Source organism: Streptococcus australis, assembly GCF_040226615.1.
Lineage (GTDB): Bacteria > Bacillota > Bacilli > Lactobacillales > Streptococcaceae > Streptococcus > Streptococcus australis_E.
The window spans coordinates 405,936-429,457 of the sequence record NZ_JBCOAT010000001.1 but is presented as its reverse complement, the minus strand read 5'-3'; the positions used below and the strand labels follow the sequence as shown (position 1 = coordinate 429,457).

Here is a 23,522-nt window from a genome sequence, read left to right as displayed (position 1 = left end):
CTAAATCCTATCGTGAAAACAAGGGAAAGGAGTGCGAGACGCACTCTTTTTTGGTATAATAGAGGGGTGTATCTTTTGGACAGAATAGGTTACAGGATTCGATCCAGATGCATAAATGAAGAAAGAAAGTAGTAACGTGATGCAAGCCTTATATAACCTCCTTGCTGAGAAATTTCGTCTGACTTTTGACGATACAGAATTGTTGGAAACAGCTTTTACACATACCTCATATGCGAATGAGCATCGCCTCTTAAAAATTTCACATAATGAACGTTTGGAATTTTTAGGAGACGCTGTTCTCCAGTTAGTGATTTCCGAATATTTATTTGCCCTCTATCCAAGTAAGCCAGAGGGTGATTTGTCAAAAATGCGTTCCATGATTGTTCGTGAGGAAAGCCTGGCAGGTTTTTCCCGTGATTGTGGTTTCGATCAATTTATCAAACTTGGCAAGGGAGAGGAAAAATCTGGTGGACGGAACCGCGACACCATCTTAGGAGATTTGTTTGAAGCTTTTTTAGGAGCCTTGCTCTTGGATAAGGGCGTGGAGACTGTTCGGGATTTCATTCAGCAAGTCATGATTCCTAAAGTCGAGGCAGGTCAATTTGAGCAAGTGATTGACTATAAGACGCGCTTGCAAGAAATTCTTCAAATCCATGGGGATGTCTTGATTACCTATGAGGTGACGAGTGAGTCAGGACCAGCTCATGCCAAAGAATTTGAAGTGCAAGTGTCTGTCAATGGGAAAATAATCGGTCAAGGACGCGGCCGGTCTAAAAAGGCTGCAGAGCAAGAAGCAGCAAAAAAAGCAGTGGAAAATAAGGTGGATCCCTCATGTATTTAAAGGAAATTGAGATTCAAGGATTTAAGTCTTTTGCAGATAAGACCCGAGTTATCTTTGACCAAGGGGTCACCGCAGTGGTTGGCCCTAATGGATCTGGAAAATCAAACATTACAGAAAGTCTGCGCTGGGCCTTAGGGGAATCGAGTGTCAAGAGCCTACGTGGTGGCAAGATGCCGGACGTGATTTTTGCAGGGACTGAAACTAGGAAACCCTTGAACTACGCCTGCGTAACGGTAGTACTGGATAACCGGGACGCTTTTATCAAACATGCTGCTAAGGAAATCCGAGTGGAGCGTCATATTTATCGCTCGGGTGATAGTGAGTACAAGATTGATGGTAAGAAAGTTCGTTTGAGAGATGTCCATGATCTCTTTATGGATACTGGACTTGGTAGAGATTCTTTCTCTATTATTTCCCAAGGGAAGGTTGAAGAAATCTTTAACTCCAAACCAGAAGAGAGACGGGCAATTTTTGAGGAAGCCGCTGGGGTTCTTAAATTTAAGACTCGTCGCAAGGAAACGGAAGCTAAGCTGGTTCAGACCCAGGATAATTTGGACCGTCTGGAAGACATTATTTTTGAATTAGAAGGGCAAATCAAACCTCTTGAAAAGCAAGCGCTTGTGGCCAAACGTTTCTTAGAATTGGATCAACAACGCCAAGTTCTTTATTTGGATGTTTTGATCGCACAAATTGAAGTCAATAAAAAAGACTATGATCAAGCTGTCCAAGAAGAAGCTTCCATTCAGGAACAATTAAAGGCTTATTACCAGAAAAGAGAAGAGTATGAGGCGGAAAGTCTCCGATTGAAACAGAGTCGTCAGGCCCTTCAGCACCAATTATCGGATGATCAAGCTAGCCTCTTGGAATTGACTCGCCTCTTAAGTGATTTGGAGAAACAAATCGAATTGGCACGCTTGGAGTCGCAACAGGTGGCCCGAAGCCGTCAGGAGAATCAAGAGCGGGTCAATAGTCTGGAAGAACGCCTACAAGTTCTTCGGAATCAGTTGGAAGAAAAACAAGCCAATACAAAGAGTCTTCAAGAAGAATTGCAAAAGAGTCAAGAAGCTCTTGAAGGTCTGGAGAAAGAGTTGGCCAGCTTCTCAGAAGATCCAGACCAGGTGATTGATTATTTACGTGAAAAATACGTGGCCTTGATGCAGGATGAAGCGGAGCGATCAAACGAATTAACAACCATTGAAAATCAATTGGAAGCCTCAGCTCAATTGTCACAAAGTAAAAAGGAAGATTACCAAAATCAAATCCAAATGGTGACAGAGTTGCAGGAAAAAGAGCAGGTTGCTCAAGAAGCTTATCAAGGAGCTCAAGAGCATCTGAAACACTTGCTTGAGACCTATCAATCAGAGGCAAAACGGTTTGAGGAAGCTCGCCAGGCTTATCAAGAAGCGCAAGCCAAGATGTTTGATTTACTTGATCAAAGTAAGGAAAAACAGGCTCGCATTAACAGTTTAGAGGCGATTCAAAAAAATCATAGTAATTTTTATGCGGGCGTGAAGAGTGTCTTGCAAGAAGCGACTCGCTTAGGTGGAATCGTGGGAGCTGTCAGTGAAAAACTTTCCTTCTCACCAGAGTATCAGACTGCCTTAGAGATTGCTCTGGGAGCCAGCAGTCAGCATATTATCGTAGAAGACGAAGGAGCAGCAACACGGGCAATCGAACATCTGAAGAAGAATCGCTCGGGTCGGGCAACCTTCCTTCCTTTGACAACTATTAAACCACGCTACCTTGCAGGAAAGAATCAAGAACTGATTGAATCCTGTCCAGGATTCCTAGGGATGGCTAGCAGTTTGGTGGACTATGATCCTTCCCTCGAGTCGATTTTCCAAAACCTTTTGGGGGTCACGGCTATTTTTGATACGATTGAGCACGCCAAGGTGGCTGCCCGCAAGGTTGCCTATCAAGTTCGTATTGTAACGCTCGATGGAACTGAACTGCGCACGGGTGGTTCCTATGCAGGGGGAGCGAATCGAAGCAATAATTCGATTTTTATCAAGCCAGAATTGGATCGCTTGCACCAAGAATTGGCCTCTATTCAGAAGAATTTGCGAGAAGTAGAAGGGCAAGTTAAAGAGCAACAGGACCAAGTGACCCAATCACAAGAAAAACTAGAATCTTTGAAAGGCCAAGGAGAAGGGGCTCGACTAGAAGAGCAACGCCTTCAACTGGTTTTTGAGCAAGCTCACCAGCAACTCTTGGATGCCCAAGAACTGTTAGAAGTTATCCGTACAGAGCTAGATGAAGGTAGCGACCAAGAGCTTCTCCAAAAACGGGATGACTTGCAAGCGCGACTGAAAGAAATTGAGGCGGAAAAAGAGCAAGTCACTGCTGAGATTGAAGAAGTTAAGCTCAATAAAGATGTCGTTGTCGAGAAAATTGAAAATTTACGAGCAGCCATTGCCAAGCTCCAATTACAGAAAACAGAGTTGAAGAGTCGATTGACCTATGACCAGACAGATGCCGAACGCTTGCAGCAAGAGTTGGCTACTACTGAACGGGAAATCCAAGCTCTCCAATATGCGATTGAGCAGGGAGAAGATCGACATGAGCAAATCGATGTTTCTATCCTTGAAAAACAACTGCAAGCAACCCTTCAAGAGAAAACCGCTCTGGAGCAAGCTGTGATTCGTAAGCAATTTGAATTAGAGGATTTGGAAGGCCAGTCTGAAGATGTAGCGGGTCATATGGAACAAGCCCGTCGTCAAAATGAGGAGTGGATTCGCCTCCAGGCTAAAGCAGAATCTAATCGTGATCGCCTGGCAGATAAGCTAAATAAACTGATGTTAGCTCTGACCGATGAATTTAAGATGAGTTTTGAGGAAGCGTCTAAACAGGCCAATGAGCTAGAAAATCTAGCCCAGTCTGAGCAAGCCTTAAAAGACTTGGAGAAAGCGATTAAAGCCTTAGGACCTGTCAATATTGATGCTATCGAACAATACGATGAGGTCAAGACGCGATTTGATTTCCTTTCCGGACAACGAGAAGATGTCTTGGCAGCCAAGAATCTTCTTCTCGAAACCATTAATGACATGAATGATGAGGTGAAGGAACGCTTTAAATCTACATTCGAAGCGATTCGTGAATCCTTCCGAGTCACCTTTAAACAAATGTTTGGGGGAGGATCAGCTGATCTTATCTTGACGGATGGAGATCTCTTGTCAGCTGGGGTCGAGATTTCTGTCCAACCGCCTGGTAAGAAAATTCAATCCTTGAATTTGATGAGTGGTGGGGAGAAAGCTTTGTCAGCATTGGCGTTACTCTTCTCAATCATTCGTGTCAAGACTATTCCATTTGTCATCTTGGATGAGGTAGAAGCGGCTCTAGACGAAGCCAATGTAAAACGGTTTGGAGATTATCTTAATCGTTTTGATAAGGAAAGTCAGTTTATCGTGGTTACCCACCGTAAGGGAACCATGGCTGCAGCAGATTCCATCTATGGAGTGACCATGCAAGAATCCGGAGTCTCTAAGATTGTATCTGTGAAGCTGAAAGATATAGAAGGAATGGATAATGGAAATTAAATTAGTCGCAACAGACATGGATGGGACCTTTTTGGATGAAAATCATGAATTTGATCAAGCTTTATTCCTAAAGGTACTAAAGAAGTTTCAAGAAAAAGGGACCTACTTTGCGGCAGCAAGTGGTCGGCCTCTCCTCTCTTTGAAGACAATCTTTAAAGAGGTCCAGGATCAGATTATTTTCATAGCTGAAAACGGCAGTGTTGTTGAGTTTCATGGTGAAGATGTCTATGAAGCGACCATGAGTCCAGATTTTTATCAAGCCATGTTTGCTAAGTTGCAGGAAAGTCCCTATTTTGATAAAAATAAGTGCTTGTTAACGGGAAAACGCGGGAGCTATGTTTTAAAGACCGTTGATCCAGACTATCTAACTACTTCGCAAAATTACAATGAAAACATTCAAATGGTGTCAGATTTTTCAGAAATTGATGATCTTGTCTTTAAGATGACCACCAATTTTGACCAAGAAGTATTAGCGGAAGGTGAGGCCTGGGTTACCCAAAATGTTGAGGGTGTTAAGGCCATGACGACGGGTTATGAGTGTATTGATATTGTCTTGGATTATGTGGACAAGGGAGTCGCCATTCAAGCCCTCATGGATCAGTTGGGCATTAGTCGAAACCAAGTCCTAGCTTTTGGAGATAATCTCAATGATCTTCATATGATGCAGGTTGTTGGCCATCCAATTGCACCAGAAAATGCCCGTCCAGAGATTTTGGAATTGGCTGAAACCATATTGCCCCATCATTCGACAGGATCTGTCCTGCGCTATATGGAGGAAGAATTATGAGTCAGATTAAGGTTATCGCACTAGACTTGGACGGTACTCTCTTAAATTCAGAAAAGAAAATCTCCCCTCGGAATCTGGCTGCCATTCGTGCAGCACAAGAAAAAGGGGTCAAGGTGGTTTTGACGACGGGACGTCCTCTCAAGGCCATGGATTTTCTGCTCCAAGAGATTGGAACAGCCGGCTTGTCGGATGAATACACCATTACCTTTAATGGAGGCTTGGTACAAAAGAATACAGGAGAGATCATTGCGAAAACAGTTTTCTCTCGAGATGATGTCGTCCGCATTTATGAAGAGACAGAGGCCCTTGGTTTGCCCTTAGACGCCATTAGTGAGGGGGATGTTTATACACTGGCATCTGATCAAGAATCTCTTTACCCTCTCTATAATCCTTACTTGAACTTTATTCCTGTTTCTATTGAGGATTTGTCCAGTCAGATAGCTTATAATAAGTGTGTGACAGCCTTTCAACAGGACTATTTGGATGGAGCTATTTCAAAGATTTCTCCTGACTTAGGGGAGCGTTTTGAGATTTTTAAATCCAGAGACATGCTCTTGGAATGGTGCCCCAAAGGGGTTCAAAAAGATCGAGGCTTGGAGGCCTTGGTTGCGTATTTAGGAATCGATGCTAGTCAAGTCATGGCTTGTGGTGATGAGGCCAACGATGCCAGCATGTTAAAATGGGCAGGACTAGGAATCGCCATGGCCAATGCGGTGGATGAGGTGAAGAAAATCGCTACCCTTGTTTCGGACTACACCAATGATGAAGATGCAGTCGGAAGAGCGATTGAAGAATATGTATTGAAGGAGGGTCAATAATGGGATTATTTGACCGACTATTTGGAAGAAAAGAAGAAGCAAAACCACAAGCCCAAGATCATACAGAAGAGCTTGTGGAAAGTCCTGAGGAAGCAAGTTCCTTAGTTGAGCCAGAAACAAGTAAGGCTTCACAAAGTGATGATGCTAAGATTTCGGCAATGGAAGCCTACTATGCGGAATTGAAAGAGCGAATGGCTGCCGAATCAGCGCGATCAGCTCAAGAGTCGAAAGAATTTAGTGAAGAAGCACCTACAGAAGAGCCTGTCAAACAGGATACAGCTGTTGAGGAAGAGATGACTTCTCAACTAGAGCAAGATGTCTCTCCTGAGGAAGTAGCTGAGCCAGCTCCTGTGACTGAAGACCAGACTTTAGAACTAGAAGCTTCACAAGAAGTGAGTGTGAATGAGGAGCAGCTGGATTCTTCATCAGATCTTGCCCAAGAAACCCTTGAAGAAGAAGTTCTTGAAAGGCCAGATACAGAAGCTGAGACTTCAAGCTCTTCCAAAGAACCTGAGGAGGTAGTTGAAGAAGAGTCTGAAGTTGTGCCAGAATTGGAAGTGATAAAGGAAGCACCAATCCTTGAAGAAGAAACAGCTGAAAGTTCAGAGGCAGTAACCGAAGAGCTTGAAGTAGAATCACCAGTAGAGGCCCCTACTAACGAATCCGATTTTTCAGAAGGGATTGAAGAAGAGTCTGTAGTAGAAGAAACGACAAGTGATCCAGAGATTGCTGAACCAACAGAAACGGTTCAAGAAAAATACAATCGGAGCTTGAAGAAAACTCGGACCGGCTTTGGAGCAGCTCTTAATGCCTTCTTTGCCAACTTCCGTTCTGTCGATGAAGAATTCTTTGAAGAGTTAGAAGAACTCTTGATTATGAGTGACGTCGGAGTCCAGGTCGCTTCGAATCTGACGGAAGAGCTCCGATATGAAGCACGCTTGGAAAATGCCAAAAAACCGGATGCTTTGCGTCGCGTGATTATTGAAAAATTGGTGGATCTCTATGAAAAAGATGGCCAATACAATGAGCAAATCAACTTTAAAGACGGCTTGACCGTCATGCTCTTTGTGGGAGTGAACGGCGTTGGAAAAACCACTTCTATCGGAAAAATAGCTCATAAATACAAGAAGGAAGGGAAAAAAGTGATGCTAGTCGCAGCAGATACCTTCCGAGCAGGCGCCGTTGCTCAGTTGGCTGAATGGGGACGCCGTGTGGATGTACCTGTTGTCACCGGTCCAGAAAAGTCAGATCCTGCAAGTGTAGTCTTTGATGGAATGGAACGGGCCGTGGCAGAGCAAGTCGATGTTTTGATGATTGATACAGCTGGTCGCCTGCAGAACAAAGACAATCTGATGGCCGAATTAGAAAAAATCGGTCGCATTATCAAACGGGTGGATCCTACAGCCCCTCATGAAACCTTCTTGGCCCTAGATGCTTCCACAGGACAAAATGCCCTAGTTCAAGCCAAGGAATTCTCAAAGATTACTCCGATTACTGGTATCGTTCTCACGAAGATTGATGGAACAGCTCGAGGAGGAGTGGTTCTTGCCATTCGAGAAGAATTGGATATTCCAGTGAAATTAATCGGTTTTGGTGAAAAAATCGATGATATCGGTGAATTTAATTCTGAAAACTTTATGCGTGGCTTGTTAGAAGGCTTGATATAAACAAAAAAACTCATCTCTAGAAAGAGATGAGTTTTTATGTTGCACCTTTAGTCAGTTGAACGATTTATTCTTCAATTGCTGGTTGCCAGACCCATTCCGCATTGTAATCCTTCAAGAGGTCGAAGGAAGCTTGAGGTCCCATGGTTCCAGATTTATATTCATGAAGAGGTACTTGATTTTCAGACCACATGTGTTCGATTCGGTCAATCAAGCTCCAAGATGCTTTTACTTCATTCCAATGGCTAAAGTTGGTAGAGTCATTATTTAAGACATCATAGATCAACTTTTCGTAAGGCTCTGGAGAAGCACCGGTCGCTGTCGCATCCGTTTCATAGTCAAAAGATATCGGAGCAATCTGGAATTGTTCGCCGACTTCTTTCCCGTTGACACTGAGAGAGAAACCTTCATTCGGTTGAATGTAGATGGTCAGCACATTTGGTGCAATTTCTTGACCAAAAATAGAGTCCATCTGTTTGAAGACCACATTCACATGGGTTCCCTTTTTTGTCAGACGTTTTCCTGTACGGAAGAAGAAAGGTACTCCACGGAAGCGATCGCTGTCCACAAAGAAGGCACCAGAGGCAAAGGTCTCGGTCATGGACTCAGGATTGACATTTGGTTCACTGCGATAAGAGATGTCTTTTTTTCCTTGGATTTTTCCTGAACGGTACTGGCCTCGGATGAATTGTTTCTTTAATTCTTCATCAGAAGGGTTAACCAATTGTTCAAAAACTTTCACCTTCTCTTTACGGATGTCTTCCTTGGTGAAGGAGGCTGGTTTGTCCATAGCTAAGAGAGAAAGCAATTGGAGGGTATGGTTTTGGACCATGTCGCGGAGGGCACCAGATTCATCATAGTAGCCACCACGTTCTTCGACTCCTAGTCGTTCTGCGAAAGTGATTTGAACATTATCGATATAGTCACGGTTCCAGACGTTTTCAAAGATTAGGTTGGCAAAACGGAGGGCAAAAATGGACTGGATCATTTCTTTACCGAGGTAATGGTCAATCCGGAAAATTTGCTCTTCTTCAAAGGTTTCTTCCAGTTCTTTGTTGAGCTGACTAGCTGTTTCTAAATCCGTTCCAAATGGTTTTTCAACGATCAAACGTTCAAAGCCTTTTCCATCCACAATGCCTTCAGATTTCAAATGTTTGGCTATTGTACCAAAGAATTGAGGTGCCATGGATAGGAAGAAGAGTTTATTATGCTCAGCTTGGTAGGTGTCATTGAGCTGATTTTGAAGTTCACGAAGCTTGATGTAGTGTTCCGTGTCATTAACATCGTGACTTTGATAGTAAAAATGACTGGCAAATTCCTGCGCCTGTTCAGGACTGTCTGCTAAATCCGAAATGGATTCAACGACAACGGATTCAAAGTATTCTTTGCTCCAAGGACGACGAGCAGTTCCAATCACTGCAAAATGCTCTGAAAGATTTCCAGTTTTATAGAGTCTAAAAAGGGAAGGGTAGAGCTTGCGGTGGGCTAAATCTCCACTGGCCCCGAAAATGGTTACAATTACTTTTGAGGACATATTCATACCTATTTTCTAACTTGATAAACCATATTCTACCATAAAATTCAGAAAATTTCTCTTTGAAAGTAAAAGGATTCTGAGTTTCGTAGAGAAGGATGAGAGAAGGAGCCACGAAAAAAGGTTGGACCGAAAGGTCACAACCGAGTAATGTTTAGTAGCCTTTAGAAGACTCGATAGACATAGGGATTCGTAGGTTTTTCTACTGAGTGAGCTTCCTCTATGTCTAAGACAGGAAGGCTTTGGCCAAGTTGTTTATGGTATTGGATCTTGAGAGTTCCAGTCGCTTGGACCCAGGTATTGTCTTCATAGGTTTGAGAGGCCCCTTTGGTTAACAAACCATAGACACCTGAGTCGGCGATACAGTGGATAATCCCAAAACGGAAAAGGAACTGGCTACCCGGATCCTGGGGATCCTTATAAATGAAGCCGGTTAAGGTAAAGGTTTTCCCTGCAAATTCATCTGGATAGTCGTAGATGACTTCCATGACTTCCATATAGTTTTCTGTCGTGATCTGGATATGATCCTGCTTGAGGTACTTCTTAGCTGCAGCCCTCATCTCAGATTCATAAGCGGATTTGGTGAAATAACTGCTGGTATCAGGTTTGAGATATTGGTTGGTTGTTCCCTCGTCATTTTGAATATCCTTAGAAGAGCCAGCCGCAATGGGGAAATGATAGCCCTTGGCTGATACCGTTTGGGAATCTAAGGTCACAGTCGGGAAGCCAATCCCTACAATTAAGGGAATCAGGAGCAGAAGAATACTCATGACTTTGGCTTTTTTACTGGTAAGATGACTATGAACGGGCAGATTCTTCATCCAAATATAGAGCTGGACGACAGCCAGAATGAAGGAAAGAATCATAGAGATATAGGCTAAATAGGAATAATGCATATTGATGTATTGGTTGAGCTTACCAGAAAGCTGCAAATACATAGTAATTTCGAAATAGCCTGCTAAAATGAGAAATCGAATCATAGGACCACCCCCACAAACCAAGCATAAACCAAGACAACTAGGCTAACGATGCTAATGAATTGGACAATAAAGCGATTGGTCAGATAATTTTTCATCATCAAGAGGTTCTTGACATCTAGCATAGGTCCGATAACCAAGAAGGCTAGGACAGGAGCCAAGCCAAAACTTGAGAGGAGGGAAGAGCCAATAAAGGCGTCAGCCTCACTACATAAAGAGAGGAGGAAGGAGAGAAGCATAAGGAGAAGAATGGCTAGGAGTGGCGTCGCGGAGATAGAAGTCAGCACGCGAGTTGGCACATAAACCTGAACCACGCTGGCAAATAAACAACCGAAGACCAGATAGCGTCCAGTATCGAAAAACTCATCAATGGCCTGCACAAATACTTGAAAGAAGCGTTGACCGGCGGATAGTTTTGAAAAGTCATGAACATGGACTTCCTTGCGGTTGGCCCGTTGGATAGAAGCTGTTTGGAAAAATCCTAGGAAAATCCCCAGAACAGTTGCCACCAGTATCGATCCGATGGCCCGTAGGAGAGCCATTTGAATGGAATTCCCAAAGGCAGAATAAGTAGCAAAGAGAACAATGGGGTTAATAACAGGAGCTGTCACTAGGAAGGGCACAGCTGTATAGCTAGGGACCTTCTTCTCTAAAAAGCGATTGATAATGGGGACGATACCACACTCACAGGAAGGAAAAATAAAGCCAATCAAGGTCCCAAACAGAATTCTCCCCCATTTATTTTTGGGAAGAGCTCGGTAGACTTTTTCGGGGGTGATATAGACATCGATTGCCCCTGAAATGAGACTTCCAATCAAAACAAAGGGAAGGGCTTCAATTATAATTGAAAGAAAAATTGCTCCAGCTTGAAGGACACTGGTTGGCAGCTGTTGGAAGAAACTCATTTGTCAGAATCCTTCTGCTCTTTTTCCCCTGCTGTTACTTTCTTCTTAGCTTCTGGTAAAGGAACTTGAGGGGAATCTGGAAAGACAGCAAATTCCTCAAAGAGTTTGTCTAAATCGTCTGTTTTTGAAAATTTAATAGCCATGATAGGTCTCCTTTTCTTTTTTCTCATTATATCAAATTCTCAAAAAAGAGGGGAAAATCAAGTCCAAAAGTAAGATGAAAAAGCAGTATAGAAGGCCTTCTATGGTATAATAGAAGCTATGGAAAAATATGAAAAAATAGCCCAAGAATTGGGCGTCAGTCTCAAACAAATTGATACTGTTTTGACCTTGACAGCAGAGGGATCCACCATCCCCTTTATCGCTCGGTATCGGAAAGATGCTACGGGTAATTTAGATGAAGTAGCTATCAAATCTATTATCGACATGGACAAGTCTTTAACAGCCTTAGCCGATCGGAAAGAAACGGTTCTTGCTAAGATTGAAGAGCTTGGGAAACTGACCCCAGCCTTAAAAGAAGCAATTGAGCAAGCTGAAAAATTGGCGGATGTGGAAGAATTGTATCTTCCCTACAAGGAAAAACGCCGGACCAAGGCAACCATTGCGCGTGAGGCAGGACTCTTCCCACTTGCACGGATGATTCTGCAAGATCAAAAGAACTTGGAAACAGCTGCGGAAGGATTCCTATCTGAAGGATTTCCAACTGTAAAGGATGCCATTTCTGGAGCAATCGATATGTTGGTCGAAGCGATTGCAGAAGATCCGCAATTGCGCAACCTTACCTACCAGGAGATTCGCAAACACTCCTTGATCACTTCTAGCTTGAAGGATGAGAGCAAAGACGAGAAGCAAGTCTTCCAAATCTATTATGATTTTTCTGAGAAGATTGCAAACATGCAGGGCTACCGAACACTTGCCTTAAACCGTGGAGAAAAATTGGGGGTATTAAAGGTTGGATTTGAGCATCCTGTAGATCGTTTGATTCGTCACTTTGAAGCTCGATTTAAATCGAAGAATAGCTACATCGAAGAAGTTATTAACCAAGCTCTAAAAAAGAAAATGCTACCAGCTATGGAGCGTCGAATTCGGACAGAATTGACAGAAGTGGCAGAAGATGGGGCCATCCAGCTTTTCTCTGAAAATCTTCGTCACCTCTTGCTGATTGCTCCCCTCAAGGGGCGCGTGGTCTTAGGTTTTGACCCAGCTTTCCGTACAGGAGCCAAATTGGCTGTTGTCGATCAAACAGGAAAGATGTTAACCACTCAGGTGATTTATCCTGTTGCACCGGCTAAAGCAGCACAAATTGAAGCTGCCAAAGAAGAACTGAAACGGTTGATTCGTCAATACAGCGTGGAAATCATTGCGATTGGGAATGGAACGGCAAGTCGAGAAAGCGAAGCTTTTGTTGCGGAAGTCCTCAAGGAAGTTCCAAATGTGAGTTATGTCATTGTGAATGAAAGTGGTGCATCTGTTTATTCAGCTAGTGAATTGGCTCGCCATGAGTTTCCGGAACTGACGGTTGAAAAGCGTTCAGCCATCTCCATTGCCCGTCGTTTGCAGGATCCATTGGCTGAGTTGGTCAAGATTGATCCGAAATCAATCGGAGTCGGCCAGTACCAGCACGATGTCAGCCAGAAGAAATTATCTGAAAGCCTTGATTTTGTTGTCGATACTGTGGTGAACCAAGTCGGTGTTAATATAAACACTGCTAGTCCAGCCCTCTTGTCTCACGTGGCTGGTCTCAATAAAACCATTTCTGAGAACATCGTGAAATATCGGGAAGAAGAAGGGTTAATCACCTCTCGGGCGCAAATTAAAAAAGTACCTCGTCTGGGAGCCAAGGCCTTTGAACAAGCAGCTGGTTTCTTACGGATTCCAGAAAGTGAGAATTTTCTTGATCGGACAGGGGTCCATCCAGAAAGCTACCCTGCAGTGAAGAAGCTCTTTACCTTACTAGGGATTAGAGAGATGGATGAAGAAGCCCAAGCCAAATTAAAACAAATTGACATAGTTTCTATGGCCCAGGAGCTTGAAATTGGTCCTGAGACCTTGAAAGATATTGTCGCAGATCTTCTCAAACCTGGTCGTGATTTACGTGATTCTTTTGATGCTCCCGTCCTTCGCCAGGATGTTCTTGATTTGAAGGACTTGAAGATTGGTCAAAAACTAGAAGGGGTTGTCCGCAATGTTGTTGACTTTGGGGCCTTTGTCGATATTGGGATTCATGAAGATGGTTTGATCCACATCTCACAAATGAGCCAGCAATTTATCAAGCATCCAAGTCAAGTTGTTTCAGTTGGCGACCTAGTGACCGTTTGGGTTTACAAGATTGATTTAGAACGGGAAAAAGTAAATCTTTCCCTCTTGGTACCACATGAATCTGACTAAATACGTTCAAGAAGTATCGTTGGAAGATTTTGGCCGCCCCTTTCTTCATCAAGCCATCTGGAATAATCGTCTGCGTTCGACCGGTGGTCGCTTCTTTCCTAAAGATGGTCATCTAGATTTCAATCCTAGAATACTAGAAGAATTTGGCTGGGAAATTTTTCGAAAGATTGTCCGTCATGAGTTGTGTCACTATCATCTCTACTATATGAAAAAGGGGTATCGTCATCAGGATCAAGATTTCAAGGCCTTGCTCAAAGAGGTAGATGGCTTGCGTTATGCCCCTTCAGTTGGTAAGGAAAACTATAAGATTTATGTTTGTACGAACTGTGGGCAAGAATTCAGAAGAAATCGGCAGATTAATCTTCAAAAGTACCGCTGTGGCCGGTGCAGAGGACTACTCAGGTATCAAGGTCCAACTAAACTAGGAAATCGGCCTTGAGTCTGATGACAGTGACTTGATTTCGGGATATACTGTTCTAAAATAATAGGAGGTAGGCCCTTGAATCCAACATTTTATAAAGTACGTCGAGGCAGAATCGTTTTTGGAGTATTTGCTGGACTAGCGGATCGATTTGGGCTCGATGCAAACCTATTGCGTTTTCTCTTTGTGCTTTTTAGTATCTTTCATTTTTATGGGCTTGTAGGCTTAGCTATTTATTGCCTGTGTGCCTTCTCCTTGCCTTATAAAGAAGATCTTGAAAGAGAAAAGTACGGCCTCGGACCTCGCAAACGTAAGGATGCTCAAGTGATCAAAGATGACGATCCATTCTTTTAAAGAATTTTCATGAATCGAATAAGAAAGTGAGGCTGGGACAAAAGTCCTAGCCTCTCAATTTTCTTTTGATTATCGAGCAAGACCCAGTGGTTGAGTGAGCTCTACTATGCTGATTTCATCAGCTTTTACAGCCCTACTCAACTGTGCGGAGGTGGGACGTCGAAATCGAATTCTAACGAATTACCGATTTCTGTCCCACTCTCATCTTTTTTTCAAAAGAAGAAACGATTGAAAAATGGGAAAAAAGGATAAATAGGGAAATCAAAGGGTACTGGAATGCGTGTGAGAATAATAGCCTCAGTTTCGATACTAAAAAATGATGCTTGAGCAAGTCTTACCAGGGAATAATTTGCTATAATAGTAAGAGAAAACAAAAAGGGAGAAGCCTATGGCAATAACAGTCCGAGATTTAATTGATAAGCTTCGTTTGAAGGTTGTGTACGGCAATGAAAGCCTATTTGAAAAAGAAATCACAACGGCAGATATTTCACGTCCTGGACTTGAAATGACAGGATATTTTGATTACTATACTCCAGAACGAATTCAATTGGTTGGGATGAAAGAGTGGTCTTACCTCATCAAGATGACCTCCCACAATCGTCACCAAGTTTTGAGAAAGATGTTCCAGCCGGAAACACCGGTACTCATCATCGCGCGGGATCTAGAGGTTCCTGAAGAAATGCTCCGTGCTGCAGAGGAAAAGCAAATCGCGATTTTAAGCAGTCGCGTTCCAACTAGTCGCCTATCTGGTGAACTATCAAGCTACCTAGATTCTCTCCTTGCGGAAAGAACTAGTGTCCATGGTGTCTTGATGGATATCTATGGCATGGGGGTTCTGATCCAAGGAGATAGTGGAATCGGGAAGAGTGAGACTGGTTTAGAGCTCGTCAAACGAGGGCATCGTTTGGTAGCAGATGACCGGGTAGATGTCTTCGCCCGTGATGAGATGACCTTGTGGGGTGAGCCTGCTGAAATTCTACGTCATATGCTAGAGATTCGGGGAGTAGGGATCATTGATGTTATGAGTCTCTATGGTGCCAGTGCTGTGAAAGATTCTTCACAGGTTCAAATCGCGGTCTATTTAGAAAACTACACCAAGGAACAAACCTACGATCGTCTTGGCAATAATGCAGAAGAAATTGAGTTCTGTGGAGTGACTATTCCAAGAATTCGCATCCCTGTTAAGACAGGTCGCAATATTTCCGTTGTCATTGAGGCAGCAGCAATGAACTACCGCGCCAAAGAAATGGGATATGATGCTACTAAAACCTTTGAAGATCGATTGACCCAGTTGATTGATCAGAATGAGGTGAAAGTATGAATCCAGTAGCCATTCAACTTGGTCCCTTTAGCATTCGCTGGTATGCGATTTGTATCGTCCTCGGTCTCCTTTTGGCGGTTATCCTGTCTATGAAAGAAGCCCCTCGTAAAGGGATAGAGTCAGACGATATTATTGATTTCATTCTGATTGCTTTTCCAGTAGCGATCATAGGGGCCCGTCTTTACTATGTTATTTTTCAATGGTCTTATTACAGGGAACACCCAGGAGAGATTTTTGCCGTATGGAACGGTGGGATTGCTATCTATGGTGGACTCCTGGCAGGGGCTCTAGTCCTCTACCTATTTTCACGCAGTCGTTTGATTGACCCAGTTGATTTTTTAGATATCGCTGCACCGAGTGTCATGATTGCTCAAAGTATTGGCCGTTGGGGCAATTTTGTTAACCAAGAAGCCTACGGAGCCATTGTTAAGAATTTAGATTATTTACCTTCTTTCATTCGGAATCAGATGTTTATTGATGGACATTACCGTCAACCGACCTTCTTATATGAATCTTGTTGGAACTTGCTTGGTTTTGTGCTGATTCTTTACTTGCGTCGTCGTCCGAAACTGTTGAGAAAGGGCGAAATTACTGCTTTCTATCTAATCTGGTATGGCTTTGGTCGAATGATTATTGAAGGAATGCGGACAGATAGCTTGATGTTTTTGGGAATTCGAGTTTCACAATGGCTTTCCCTGGTCCTCATCCTGCTTGGAATCAGCATCATGATCTATCAACGAAAAAAGAATGCACCATTTTATAGAACGGAAATAGATTAAGGAGAAAAGAAATGTTTATTGAAATTGCCTATGGGCTTTTAGGGTTAGCTTTAGTAGTTTTGGTCATCTACTTGATTATCTTGTTTTCAAAGATTGGAAAAGTTGTAGATGAGACTCAAGTAACGATTAAGACCTTGACATCAGATGTAAATGTAACCTTACACCAAACCAATGAGTTGTTAGCAAAAGTGAATGTTTTGACAGAAGATTTGAATCAAAAAGTTGCAACCATTGATCCACTCTTCACAGCAGTGGCAGATTTATCTGTATCTGTGTCGGATCTGAATGATCAAGCACGTCAGATTAGCAAAAAAGCTGTCGTTGTTGGTGGAAAGACTGTTAAAACATCCGTCGGATTAAAAGCAGCTCGCATGGCTATGAAATTATTTAAATAAGAAAAGAGGTACCTTATGGGACGTTTATCATCATTATTAATTGGAACGATCACTGGCGCATCCGCAGCCTACTTCCTGACAACCAAAAAAGGGAAAGAGTTGACTGGTAAAGTCAAAGGTTTTGTAAAAGAATACCAAGAGAATCCACAAGAAGTTCATGATTCTGTGAAACAATCTGCAATGGAACTATCCAAGCAAGCATCAGACGCTATTCAGCAAACCAAGGAAAAAGTTGAAAGTGGCGAGATCAACAAAGACACTGTTATCGAGACAGTGAAAGATAAGACGCAGGATGTGGTAGAATTTTCACAAGATGCTATCCAAACGATTAAGGAAAAAATCCAGCAAAAGACCGGCAATCAAGCAAGTCCTTTCCAGCCTAAACAGGAAAAAGAAAGTGAAGAGATTGTCCTTGAATTGGAAGAAGAAACAGCTCTTCCAGAAGTGGAAGAAGAGATCAAAGAAACAGCTGTAGAAGAAGAATAAAATAATCCCTCACCATTGGTGAGGGATTTCTCTTATACAATGACAAACGTGGATGGGAAATGCCAAAAAGCCTCCCGAAGGAGGCTAAAAAATTCATCTTAGTCCTTTTTCCGTTTTAACTGGAAAATGCGGAAAGCTTGGATACTTCCCAAACTACAAGCAATTGCTGAGGCAAAAGCAAAAAAGGTATTCATCTTCATTGATAAAAAGACGAAACTAAATAAAACAGTTAAGACACAAAACACAGCAATATTAAGGAAAAATAGTAGCTCACTTAATTGCGGAGCTGGTTCAGTATCAAGGTTAAAATCATAATTAGTTGTTGTATTCTCTTGTTGAAGAGGGACTTCGACATAGTCGTATTCTTCAACAACTCTAAGTTTTCTTGCGGGCATATTTCTCTCTCCTAACAGTACTCTATTATTTTAACACGTTTTCAAGCATAGAAATGTTACAAAACTGTTACAATTTTTACAAAATTAAGAAATTTAGAGAGCAAAATGACTTTTTTGGTATAATAGTTTTCATGAAAAAGATAATTATTACAGCTACAGCTGAAAGTATTGAACAGGTTCAAGCCCTTCTAGAAGTAGGTGTGGACCGTATTTATGTCGGAGAAAAGGAATTTGGATTACGACTTCCTCACACTTTCTCGTATGACGAATTAAGTCGAATTTCTGATCTAGTCCATGCGGCAGGTAAGGAAATGACAGTGGCTGTCAATGCCTTGATGCACCAAGACATGATGGATCGTATCAAACCATTTTTAGATTTCCTTGCTTCGATTAACGTCGATTATATCACGGTAGGAGATGCAGGCGTCTTTTATGTATTGAAGCGGGATGGCTACAGCTTTAAAACCATTTATGATGCTTCTACCATGGTGACAAGTAGCCGTCAGATCAATTTCTGGGGACAAAAGGCTGGTGCTTCAGAAGCAGTTCTTGCTCGAGAAATCCCATCTGCAGAGCTTTTCAAGATGCCAGAAATCTTAGAGATTCCTGCTGAAGTATTGGTTTATGGGGCCAGTGTGATTCATCATTCCAAACGCCCTCTTTTGCAGAATTACTACAATTTTACGCACATCGATGACGAAAAGACGAGAGAGCGCGATCTCTTTTTGGCAGAACCAGGAGATCCAGAAAGCCACTATTCTATCTTTGAGGACAAGCATGGAACTCATATTTTTGCCAATAATGACCTGGATTTGATGACCAAACTCTCTGAGTTAGTGGAGCATGGTTTCACCCACTGGAAGTTAGAGGGGATTTATACACCTGGTCAAAACTTTGTGGAAATTGCCAAGTGTTTTGTGAAAGCACGTGAGCTTCTAGAAGCTGGGACTTTCACATCTGATCAAGCCTTCTTATTGGATGAGCAGATTCACCAATTGCATCCTAAGAATCGTTTCCTTGACACTGGATTTTATGATTACGATCCAGACATGGTTAAATAAAGGAGAAAAGCCTGCCAGGAGTGCGGGCCTTCCTTTTTAGTGATGGTAAAGAATGAGAATTGTCAAAACAATTCCCAAACCATTGCCTTTCGACTGGATTTGCTATAAAATAGACAAGATTGATAATCTAACTAATATACTTGTAATATACTAGGAGATATGATGACAAAACAATTGAAACGTCCTGAGGTTCTATCACCTGCGGGAACACTTGAAAAACTAAAGGTTGCTGTGCGCTATGGTGCGGATGCTGTCTTCATCGGTGGTCAGGCCTATGGTCTTCGTAGCCGTGCAGGGAACTTCACTTTCGAGCAAATGGAAGAAGGAGTCCAATTTGCGGCCAAGTATGGAGCCAAGGTCTATGTTGCAGCCAATATGGTCATGCATGAAGGAAATGAAGTTGGAGCTGGTGAATGGTTTCGTCGCTTACGGGATATCGGAATCGCAGCGGTCATTGTTTCAGACCCTGCCTTGATTACCATCGCAGCGACAGAAGCACCTGGCTTGGAAATTCACCTCTCTACTCAAGCTAGTGCGACTAACTATGAAACTCTCGAGTTTTGGAAAGACTTGGGCTTGACACGGGTCGTTTTGGCTCGGGAAGTTTCGATGGCAGAACTAGCTGAAATTCGTAAGCGGACAGATGTTGAAATTGAAGCCTTTGTTCACGGAGCAATGTGTATTTCCTACTCTGGCCGTTGTACTTTGTCCAATCATATGAGTATGCGGGATGCCAACCGTGGAGGATGTTCCCAATCTTGTCGTTGGAAGTACGATCTCTACGATATGCCATTTGGCCAAGAACGCAAGAGTCTCAAAGGGGAAATCCCTGAAGAATTCTCGATGTCAGCTGTGGACATGTCGATGATTGACCATATCCCTGATATGATTGAAAATGGAGTGGACAGCCTTAAGATTGAAGGTCGGATGAAGTCCATTCACTATGTCTCTACCGTAACGAATTGCTACAAGGCGGCTGTTGATGCTTATTTGGAAAGTCCTGAGAAGTTTGAAGCGATTAAGCAAGACTTGATTGATGAGATGTGGAAGGTAGCCCAACGTGAGTTAGCTACCGGATTCTATTACGGAACACCATCTGAAAACGAGCAACTGTTTGGGGCTCGTCGGAAGATTCCAGAGTACAAGTTTGTCGGAGAAGTGGTAGCCTATGATGCGGACAAGCAAATTGCGACCATTCGACAACGGAATGTCATCAATGAAGGAGACCAAGTGGAATTTTATGGACCTGGGTTCCGTCATTTTGAAACGGTGATTGAAGATTTGCATGATGCCAAGGGCAATAAAATTGATCGGGCTCCAAATCCGATGGAGTTATTGACCATTCATATGCCAACACCAGTTGAACCAGGTGATATGATCCGTGCTCTTAAAGAAGGCTTGATCAACCTCTATAAAGAAGATGGAACCAGCCAAACGGTTCGTGCCTAAAACGTAAAAAAAAACACCGCATGCTTCCCAAGCTTGGAAGTTTACGGTGTTTTTTGTTGTGCGATTCGAATCGTATGTGGAACGAGACTAATCTTTTGAATGTCAGAAATTCGAATGATGGTTGACATACTCTTTTTAAAATTCTTGACAATGAGTTGTTTTCGTTCCTGATCATATTTCACGATATCGCCTGTAAAACTCTTATTTTGGAAGATGACATGGACTCCTTGTTTTTTTCGAAGGGCCAGTTCAATAATCTGAATCGTTTTACCATCCTTTAAAGGAGCTGGTTGAGAGGTTTTATCGTTGAAAAATTCATTGGCTCTGTCCTTGAGAAGCTCAAGAAATCTTTTCATAGCATAATTCTCCATAAGTTGATACAATATATTATAGAAAATTTCATTCATTTTGTAAAATTTTTTACGAATTATTAAGGTGAAAGACATTGAAAAGGAGTATGAAATGGCAGATTTTAGTTTTGAAATTGAAGAACAACTCTTGGTCTTATCTGAAAATGAAAAAGGATGGACCAAGGAGTTAAACCGGGTTAGCTTTAATGGAGCACCTGCCAAGTATGATATCCGAACTTGGAGCCCTGACCATACGAAGATGGGCAAGGGGATCACTTTGACCAACGAAGAATTCCAAGTTTTGCTAGATGCATTTAAACAGTAATAGGATGAGTAAGAAAGAGAGTGGGACAGAAATCGGTAATTCGTTAGAATTCGATTTCGTCGTTCCACCTCCGCACAGTTGAGTAGGGCTGTAAAAGCTGATGAAATCAGCGTGGTAGAGCCCACTCAACCACTGCGTCTTGCTCGATAATCCAAAGACAATTGAGAGGCTAGGACTTTTGTCCCAGCCTCTTTTTTGATGCTTTCTATAATTATAGTTTGAAACTATATCCCATTCAAGAAAACAAGATTAACGCAAATCATTGTGGATGATGGGATGGACTGTTATAATAACCTTATTCATTTATGCCATGTAGCACTTATAGGAAAGGAATCCATATGTCAGATTTACTAAGTATTTATAAAGAATTGCAAGCTAAAAAATGGGTGGACTTGAGTCACCAAATCAATGCAGAAAGCCCACACTTCCCAGCTCTTCCTGCCTTGCAACAAGAAGACCTTTTCACATTAAAAGACGGTTTCCATGTCCAAAAATTTACAGTAGTTGGTCAATACGGAACACATATTGATGCACCGATTCACTTTGTAGAAGGGGGGCGTTGGTTGGATGAGATTGACCTAAAAGATCTCCTCTTGCCACTCTATGTTATCGACAAGTCTAAAGAAGTAGCAGCCAATCCAAACTTTATCTTGAGCAAACAAGATATCTTAGATTTTGAAGCTGAACATGGACAAATTGTAGAAGGAGCTTTTGTTGCCTTCCGTAGTGATTGGTCAAAACGTTGGCCAGATCAAGATGCTATGCGTAACCTCGATGAAAATGGGGTTCAACAAAGTCCAGGATGGAGCCGTGAAGCTCTAGAATTCTTGATTCATGAACGTCATGTTAAGGCTGTGGGTCATGAAACCTTTGACACAGATGCTGGTATTCCAGCAGCAGAACACGGCTTGGTCAATGAATACTACCTTTTGGAGCAAAATATCTACCAAGTAGAAGTCTTGAACCACTTGGATCAAGTGCCAGCAGTAGGTGCCTTGATTTCAATTTCCTTCCCTCACTGGGACAAGGCAACAGGTTCACCTGTTCGTGCCATTGCTATCTTGCCTTAAAAAAACAGAGCCTGAAGCGTATCTTCGGGCTCTTTTATATGGATGTTGAAATCTATTAGTGAATCTGATGGTTATCTTATCAAACCTTGTTATCTTACAAAAATGTAAGGAAAGAAAGTTAAAATGAAAGATTAGACTATGGTAGCTCCAATGATAATCCATTAAAATAAAAACAGAAGAAAAAGGCTTGTCAAACAAACCTTTTCTGATATTAGCGCATGGTAACGAATTCTTCGGATCCAGTTGGATGAATAGCGACGGTCGCATCGAAATCGGCTTTTGTGGCTCCCATCTTGATAGCAACAGCAAATCCTTGGATCATTTCGTCCACCCCATACCCAAGACCATGGAGACCGACAACGGTTTCTTCCGGTCCTACAGTGATGAGTTTAAATTTAGCCAACTGACGATGCTGGGTCACTGCTGAATACATAGAGGCGAAACTTGAAGTATAGACCTTGATAGCGTCTTTTCCATATTGTTTTTCGGCTTCTTCTTGAGTGAGACCGACTGTACCAATCGCTGGATGAGAAAAGACAACGGTCGGAATGGTTGCGTAGTCCATTTTAGCATCGGTTTTTCCATTAAAGAGACGTTCGGATAGGGTACGCCCTGCCTTGATAGCGACAGGAGTTAATTCTTTTTCGCCCGTGACATCTCCAAGAGCATAGATGCCAGGAACAACCGTATTCTGGTATTCATCCACTGCAATGAATCCTTTTTCATTTAAGATGATGCCTGCAGCTTCTAGATTGAGGTCTTGGACGTTTGGTTTGCGCCCAGTCGCCCAGATCACATGATCAGCAACAAAAGATGTTTGGTCTTCGAAATAGACTCGGATTTGACTATTTTCTTCCTTCGTGAGTCGGACAGGAACCTTGTGAGGATGGAGAGGCAATCCTTGTTTATCCATCTCCTCCATTAAGCCATCGACAATGTAAGAATCAAACTTTCTTAAGGGACGATCCCCTCGAACGAAGAGGTCTGTCTTAACACCAAGGGCATGAAGAACACCGGCTAGTTCTACCGCAATGTAGCCAGCGCCAATAATGGCAACTGATTTTGGTAGTTCTTCCCAAGCAAAGACATCGTCAGAGGTTTCTCCTAAATCTGCTCCAGGTAAATCTGGGATATAAGCATGAGCCCCTGTAGCGATCACAATGTGTTTAGCCTTGATGGTTTCCCCGTTGACTTCAACTGTATGGGCGTCGACAAAGCGTGCGCGACCTTGGATATACTCCACACCATTTCGTTTAAAACTACCATCATAAGAAGAACGAGCCCGATCAATATAGGCTTCGCGATTTTTCCTTAGGGTAGCAAAATCAAAATTGGTCTGTTTAGAAGTATACCCATAATCTGGACCGTAATCACGAATGGCTTCAGCAATTTGGGCGCCATACCACATAATTTTTTTAGGGACACATCCTTTGTTGACACAGGTCCCACCTAGCTGCTTTTCTTCAATAACAGCAGCGCGGGCTCCATGTTCTCCAGCTCGGTTCATGGTAGCAATCCCTCCGCTACCTCCACCAATGGAGATAATATCAAATTCTTTCATGGTCAGTACTCCTTTGTTGATTTACACTTTCATTGTAACAACAAAGGTTACAAAAATCAAGAAATTACCATCGTTGAATAGGAGGAGAAAACAAGATAGCAAAAA

Annotated in this window: 23 protein-coding genes; 16 read left to right on the top strand and 7 right to left on the bottom strand. The window is 42.5% G+C overall.

Annotation, left to right across the window (positions count from 1 at the left end; translation table 11 throughout):
* Window positions 1–139: 139 nt before the first annotated feature.
* The 5 genes from rnc to ftsY are packed head-to-tail and all read left to right on the top strand — an operon-like array spanning window position 140 to window position 7,649.
* Window positions 140–841, top strand: coding sequence for a ribonuclease III (gene rnc / locus ABT997_RS02055; RefSeq protein ID WP_126405060.1), 702 nt, complete (start codon window positions 140–142; stop codon window positions 839–841).
* Window positions 832–4,377 carry a chromosome segregation protein SMC gene (smc, locus tag ABT997_RS02050; RefSeq protein ID WP_350018608.1) on the top strand — a complete coding sequence of 1,182 codons (3,546 nt, stop codon included), beginning with the start codon at window positions 832–834 and terminating at the stop codon, window positions 4,375–4,377. Before rnc ends, smc begins: the two co-directional genes overlap by 10 nt.
* Complete coding sequence (locus tag ABT997_RS02045; protein WP_314368556.1) at window positions 4,367–5,164, top strand: Cof-type HAD-IIB family hydrolase; 798 nt, start codon at window positions 4,367–4,369, stop codon at window positions 5,162–5,164. Before smc ends, ABT997_RS02045 begins: the two co-directional genes overlap by 11 nt.
* Window positions 5,161–5,982: a Cof-type HAD-IIB family hydrolase gene (locus ABT997_RS02040; protein ID WP_350018607.1), complete on the top strand. Its 822-nt coding sequence runs from the start codon at window positions 5,161–5,163 to the stop codon at window positions 5,980–5,982. The genes ABT997_RS02045 and ABT997_RS02040 overlap by 4 nt, the downstream gene beginning before the upstream one ends.
* Window positions 5,982–7,649, top strand: a complete 1,668-nt coding sequence (gene ftsY / locus ABT997_RS02035; protein WP_350018606.1) for a signal recognition particle-docking protein FtsY — start codon at window positions 5,982–5,984, stop codon at window positions 7,647–7,649. The genes ABT997_RS02040 and ftsY overlap by 1 nt, the downstream gene beginning before the upstream one ends.
* Before the next feature lie 64 nt (window positions 7,650–7,713).
* Here ftsY and zwf read toward each other — a convergent pair whose 3' ends face one another.
* The 4 genes from zwf to ABT997_RS02015 all read right to left on the bottom strand — a co-directional run bounded on the left by zwf (window position 7,714) and on the right by ABT997_RS02015 (window position 11,205).
* The gene (gene zwf / locus ABT997_RS02030) at window positions 7,714–9,180 is read right to left on the bottom strand and encodes a glucose-6-phosphate dehydrogenase (RefSeq protein ID WP_126404584.1); all 1,467 of its coding nucleotides are present in this window, start codon (window positions 9,178–9,180) and stop codon (window positions 7,714–7,716) included.
* 164 nt (window positions 9,181–9,344) lie between these two features.
* Window positions 9,345–10,160: a TIGR03943 family putative permease subunit gene (locus tag ABT997_RS02025; RefSeq protein WP_126404582.1), complete on the bottom strand. Its 816-nt coding sequence runs from the start codon at window positions 10,158–10,160 to the stop codon at window positions 9,345–9,347.
* Complete coding sequence (locus ABT997_RS02020; protein WP_350018605.1) at window positions 10,157–11,062, bottom strand: permease; 906 nt, start codon at window positions 11,060–11,062, stop codon at window positions 10,157–10,159. The genes ABT997_RS02025 and ABT997_RS02020 overlap by 4 nt, the downstream gene beginning before the upstream one ends.
* Entirely contained in the window at window positions 11,059–11,205 is a 147-nt protein-coding gene (locus ABT997_RS02015) for an SPJ_0845 family protein (RefSeq protein ID WP_350018604.1), read from the bottom strand. Before ABT997_RS02015 ends, ABT997_RS02020 begins: the two co-directional genes overlap by 4 nt.
* 118 nt (window positions 11,206–11,323) lie before the next feature.
* Between ABT997_RS02015 and ABT997_RS02010 the strand changes: the two genes are divergently transcribed.
* The 7 genes from ABT997_RS02010 to ABT997_RS01980 all read left to right on the top strand — a co-directional run bounded on the left by ABT997_RS02010 (window position 11,324) and on the right by ABT997_RS01980 (window position 17,206).
* Window positions 11,324–13,450, top strand: coding sequence for a Tex family protein (locus ABT997_RS02010; protein ID WP_350018603.1), 2,127 nt, complete (start codon window positions 11,324–11,326; stop codon window positions 13,448–13,450).
* Window positions 13,437–13,889 (top strand): SprT family protein, encoded by a 453-nt coding sequence (locus tag ABT997_RS02005; RefSeq protein ID WP_350018602.1) that lies wholly within the window; start codon window positions 13,437–13,439, stop codon window positions 13,887–13,889. Before ABT997_RS02010 ends, ABT997_RS02005 begins: the two co-directional genes overlap by 14 nt.
* Window positions 13,890–13,949: 60 nt before the next feature.
* Complete coding sequence (locus tag ABT997_RS02000; protein WP_126404577.1) at window positions 13,950–14,225, top strand: PspC domain-containing protein; 276 nt, start codon at window positions 13,950–13,952, stop codon at window positions 14,223–14,225.
* A 388-nt stretch (window positions 14,226–14,613) separates the two neighbouring features.
* Window positions 14,614–15,546, top strand: a complete 933-nt coding sequence (gene hprK, locus ABT997_RS01995) for an HPr(Ser) kinase/phosphatase (protein WP_023027089.1) — start codon at window positions 14,614–14,616, stop codon at window positions 15,544–15,546.
* Window positions 15,543–16,325, top strand: a complete 783-nt coding sequence (lgt, locus tag ABT997_RS01990; protein WP_006595908.1) for a prolipoprotein diacylglyceryl transferase — start codon at window positions 15,543–15,545, stop codon at window positions 16,323–16,325. The genes hprK and lgt overlap by 4 nt, the downstream gene beginning before the upstream one ends.
* 11 nt (window positions 16,326–16,336) lie before the next feature.
* A complete protein-coding gene (locus ABT997_RS01985; RefSeq protein WP_006595909.1) occupies window positions 16,337–16,720 on the top strand; it encodes a DUF948 domain-containing protein in 384 nt (127 codons plus the stop codon).
* A 15-nt stretch (window positions 16,721–16,735) separates the two neighbouring features.
* The gene (locus ABT997_RS01980) at window positions 16,736–17,206 is read left to right on the top strand and encodes a YtxH domain-containing protein (RefSeq protein WP_006595910.1); all 471 of its coding nucleotides are present in this window, start codon (window positions 16,736–16,738) and stop codon (window positions 17,204–17,206) included.
* A 98-nt stretch (window positions 17,207–17,304) separates the two neighbouring features.
* Here ABT997_RS01980 and ABT997_RS01975 read toward each other — a convergent pair whose 3' ends face one another.
* The gene (locus ABT997_RS01975) at window positions 17,305–17,601 is read right to left on the bottom strand and encodes a DUF3270 family protein (RefSeq protein WP_006595911.1); all 297 of its coding nucleotides are present in this window, start codon (window positions 17,599–17,601) and stop codon (window positions 17,305–17,307) included.
* Between the two features lie 131 nt (window positions 17,602–17,732).
* Between ABT997_RS01975 and ABT997_RS01970 the strand changes: the two genes are divergently transcribed.
* Window positions 17,733–18,662 (top strand): peptidase U32 family protein, encoded by a 930-nt coding sequence (locus ABT997_RS01970; RefSeq protein ID WP_006597381.1) that lies wholly within the window; start codon window positions 17,733–17,735, stop codon window positions 18,660–18,662.
* Window positions 18,663–18,824: 162 nt separating this feature from the next.
* Window positions 18,825–20,111 carry a peptidase U32 family protein gene (locus tag ABT997_RS01965; RefSeq protein WP_023023881.1) on the top strand — a complete coding sequence of 429 codons (1,287 nt, stop codon included), beginning with the start codon at window positions 18,825–18,827 and terminating at the stop codon, window positions 20,109–20,111.
* A gap of 41 nt (window positions 20,112–20,152) precedes the next feature.
* Here the strand turns inward: ABT997_RS01965 and ABT997_RS01960 are convergent, their stop codons facing one another.
* Entirely contained in the window at window positions 20,153–20,482 is a 330-nt protein-coding gene (locus tag ABT997_RS01960; protein WP_270285291.1) for a hypothetical protein, read from the bottom strand.
* Window positions 20,483–20,573: 91 nt separating this feature from the next.
* On the opposite strand from ABT997_RS01960, the gene ABT997_RS01955 reads away from it, so the two are divergent.
* On the top strand, window positions 20,574–20,786 hold the full coding sequence (locus tag ABT997_RS01955) for a YdbC family protein (protein WP_006597402.1): 213 nt from the start codon (window positions 20,574–20,576) through the stop codon (window positions 20,784–20,786).
* Between the two features lie 338 nt (window positions 20,787–21,124).
* Window positions 21,125–21,856: a cyclase family protein gene (locus ABT997_RS01950; RefSeq protein ID WP_195550009.1), complete on the top strand. Its 732-nt coding sequence runs from the start codon at window positions 21,125–21,127 to the stop codon at window positions 21,854–21,856.
* A 211-nt stretch (window positions 21,857–22,067) separates the two neighbouring features.
* Here the strand turns inward: ABT997_RS01950 and gorA are convergent, their stop codons facing one another.
* Window positions 22,068–23,417 carry a glutathione-disulfide reductase gene (gorA, locus tag ABT997_RS01945; protein ID WP_306474679.1) on the bottom strand — a complete coding sequence of 450 codons (1,350 nt, stop codon included), beginning with the start codon at window positions 23,415–23,417 and terminating at the stop codon, window positions 22,068–22,070.
* Window positions 23,418–23,522 lie beyond the last annotated feature (105 nt).

What these genes read in the sequence shown, in the direction of transcription:
- hprK (WP_023027089.1), top strand. Translation starts at nt 14,614, where the DNA reads ATGGCAATAACAGTCCGAGATTTAATTGATAAGCTTCGTTTGAAGGTT.
- ABT997_RS01960 (WP_270285291.1), bottom strand. Translation starts at nt 20,482, where the DNA reads ATGGAGAATTATGCTATGAAAAGATTTCTTGAGCTTCTCAAGGACAGA.
- ABT997_RS02015 (WP_350018604.1), bottom strand. Translation starts at nt 11,205, where the DNA reads ATGGCTATTAAATTTTCAAAAACAGACGATTTAGACAAACTCTTTGAG.
- ABT997_RS02005 (WP_350018602.1), top strand. Translation starts at nt 13,437, where the DNA reads ATGAATCTGACTAAATACGTTCAAGAAGTATCGTTGGAAGATTTTGGC.
- ABT997_RS01950 (WP_195550009.1), top strand. Translation starts at nt 21,125, where the DNA reads ATGTCAGATTTACTAAGTATTTATAAAGAATTGCAAGCTAAAAAATGG.
- rnc (WP_126405060.1), top strand. Translation starts at nt 140, where the DNA reads ATGCAAGCCTTATATAACCTCCTTGCTGAGAAATTTCGTCTGACTTTT.
- ABT997_RS01975 (WP_006595911.1), bottom strand. Translation starts at nt 17,601, where the DNA reads ATGCCCGCAAGAAAACTTAGAGTTGTTGAAGAATACGACTATGTCGAA.
- smc (WP_350018608.1), top strand. Translation starts at nt 832, where the DNA reads ATGTATTTAAAGGAAATTGAGATTCAAGGATTTAAGTCTTTTGCAGAT.
- zwf (WP_126404584.1), bottom strand. Translation starts at nt 9,180, where the DNA reads ATGTCCTCAAAAGTAATTGTAACCATTTTCGGGGCCAGTGGAGATTTA.
- ABT997_RS01955 (WP_006597402.1), top strand. Translation starts at nt 20,574, where the DNA reads ATGGCAGATTTTAGTTTTGAAATTGAAGAACAACTCTTGGTCTTATCT.
- lgt (WP_006595908.1), top strand. Translation starts at nt 15,543, where the DNA reads ATGAATCCAGTAGCCATTCAACTTGGTCCCTTTAGCATTCGCTGGTAT.
- ABT997_RS01965 (WP_023023881.1), top strand. Translation starts at nt 18,825, where the DNA reads ATGACAAAACAATTGAAACGTCCTGAGGTTCTATCACCTGCGGGAACA.
- ABT997_RS02025 (WP_126404582.1), bottom strand. Translation starts at nt 10,160, where the DNA reads ATGATTCGATTTCTCATTTTAGCAGGCTATTTCGAAATTACTATGTAT.
- ABT997_RS01970 (WP_006597381.1), top strand. Translation starts at nt 17,733, where the DNA reads ATGAAAAAGATAATTATTACAGCTACAGCTGAAAGTATTGAACAGGTT.
- ABT997_RS02020 (WP_350018605.1), bottom strand. Translation starts at nt 11,062, where the DNA reads ATGAGTTTCTTCCAACAGCTGCCAACCAGTGTCCTTCAAGCTGGAGCA.
- ftsY (WP_350018606.1), top strand. Translation starts at nt 5,982, where the DNA reads ATGGGATTATTTGACCGACTATTTGGAAGAAAAGAAGAAGCAAAACCA.
- ABT997_RS01980 (WP_006595910.1), top strand. Translation starts at nt 16,736, where the DNA reads ATGGGACGTTTATCATCATTATTAATTGGAACGATCACTGGCGCATCC.
- ABT997_RS02010 (WP_350018603.1), top strand. Translation starts at nt 11,324, where the DNA reads ATGGAAAAATATGAAAAAATAGCCCAAGAATTGGGCGTCAGTCTCAAA.
- ABT997_RS02040 (WP_350018607.1), top strand. Translation starts at nt 5,161, where the DNA reads ATGAGTCAGATTAAGGTTATCGCACTAGACTTGGACGGTACTCTCTTA.
- ABT997_RS01985 (WP_006595909.1), top strand. Translation starts at nt 16,337, where the DNA reads ATGTTTATTGAAATTGCCTATGGGCTTTTAGGGTTAGCTTTAGTAGTT.
- gorA (WP_306474679.1), bottom strand. Translation starts at nt 23,417, where the DNA reads ATGAAAGAATTTGATATTATCTCCATTGGTGGAGGTAGCGGAGGGATT.
- ABT997_RS02045 (WP_314368556.1), top strand. Translation starts at nt 4,367, where the DNA reads ATGGAAATTAAATTAGTCGCAACAGACATGGATGGGACCTTTTTGGAT.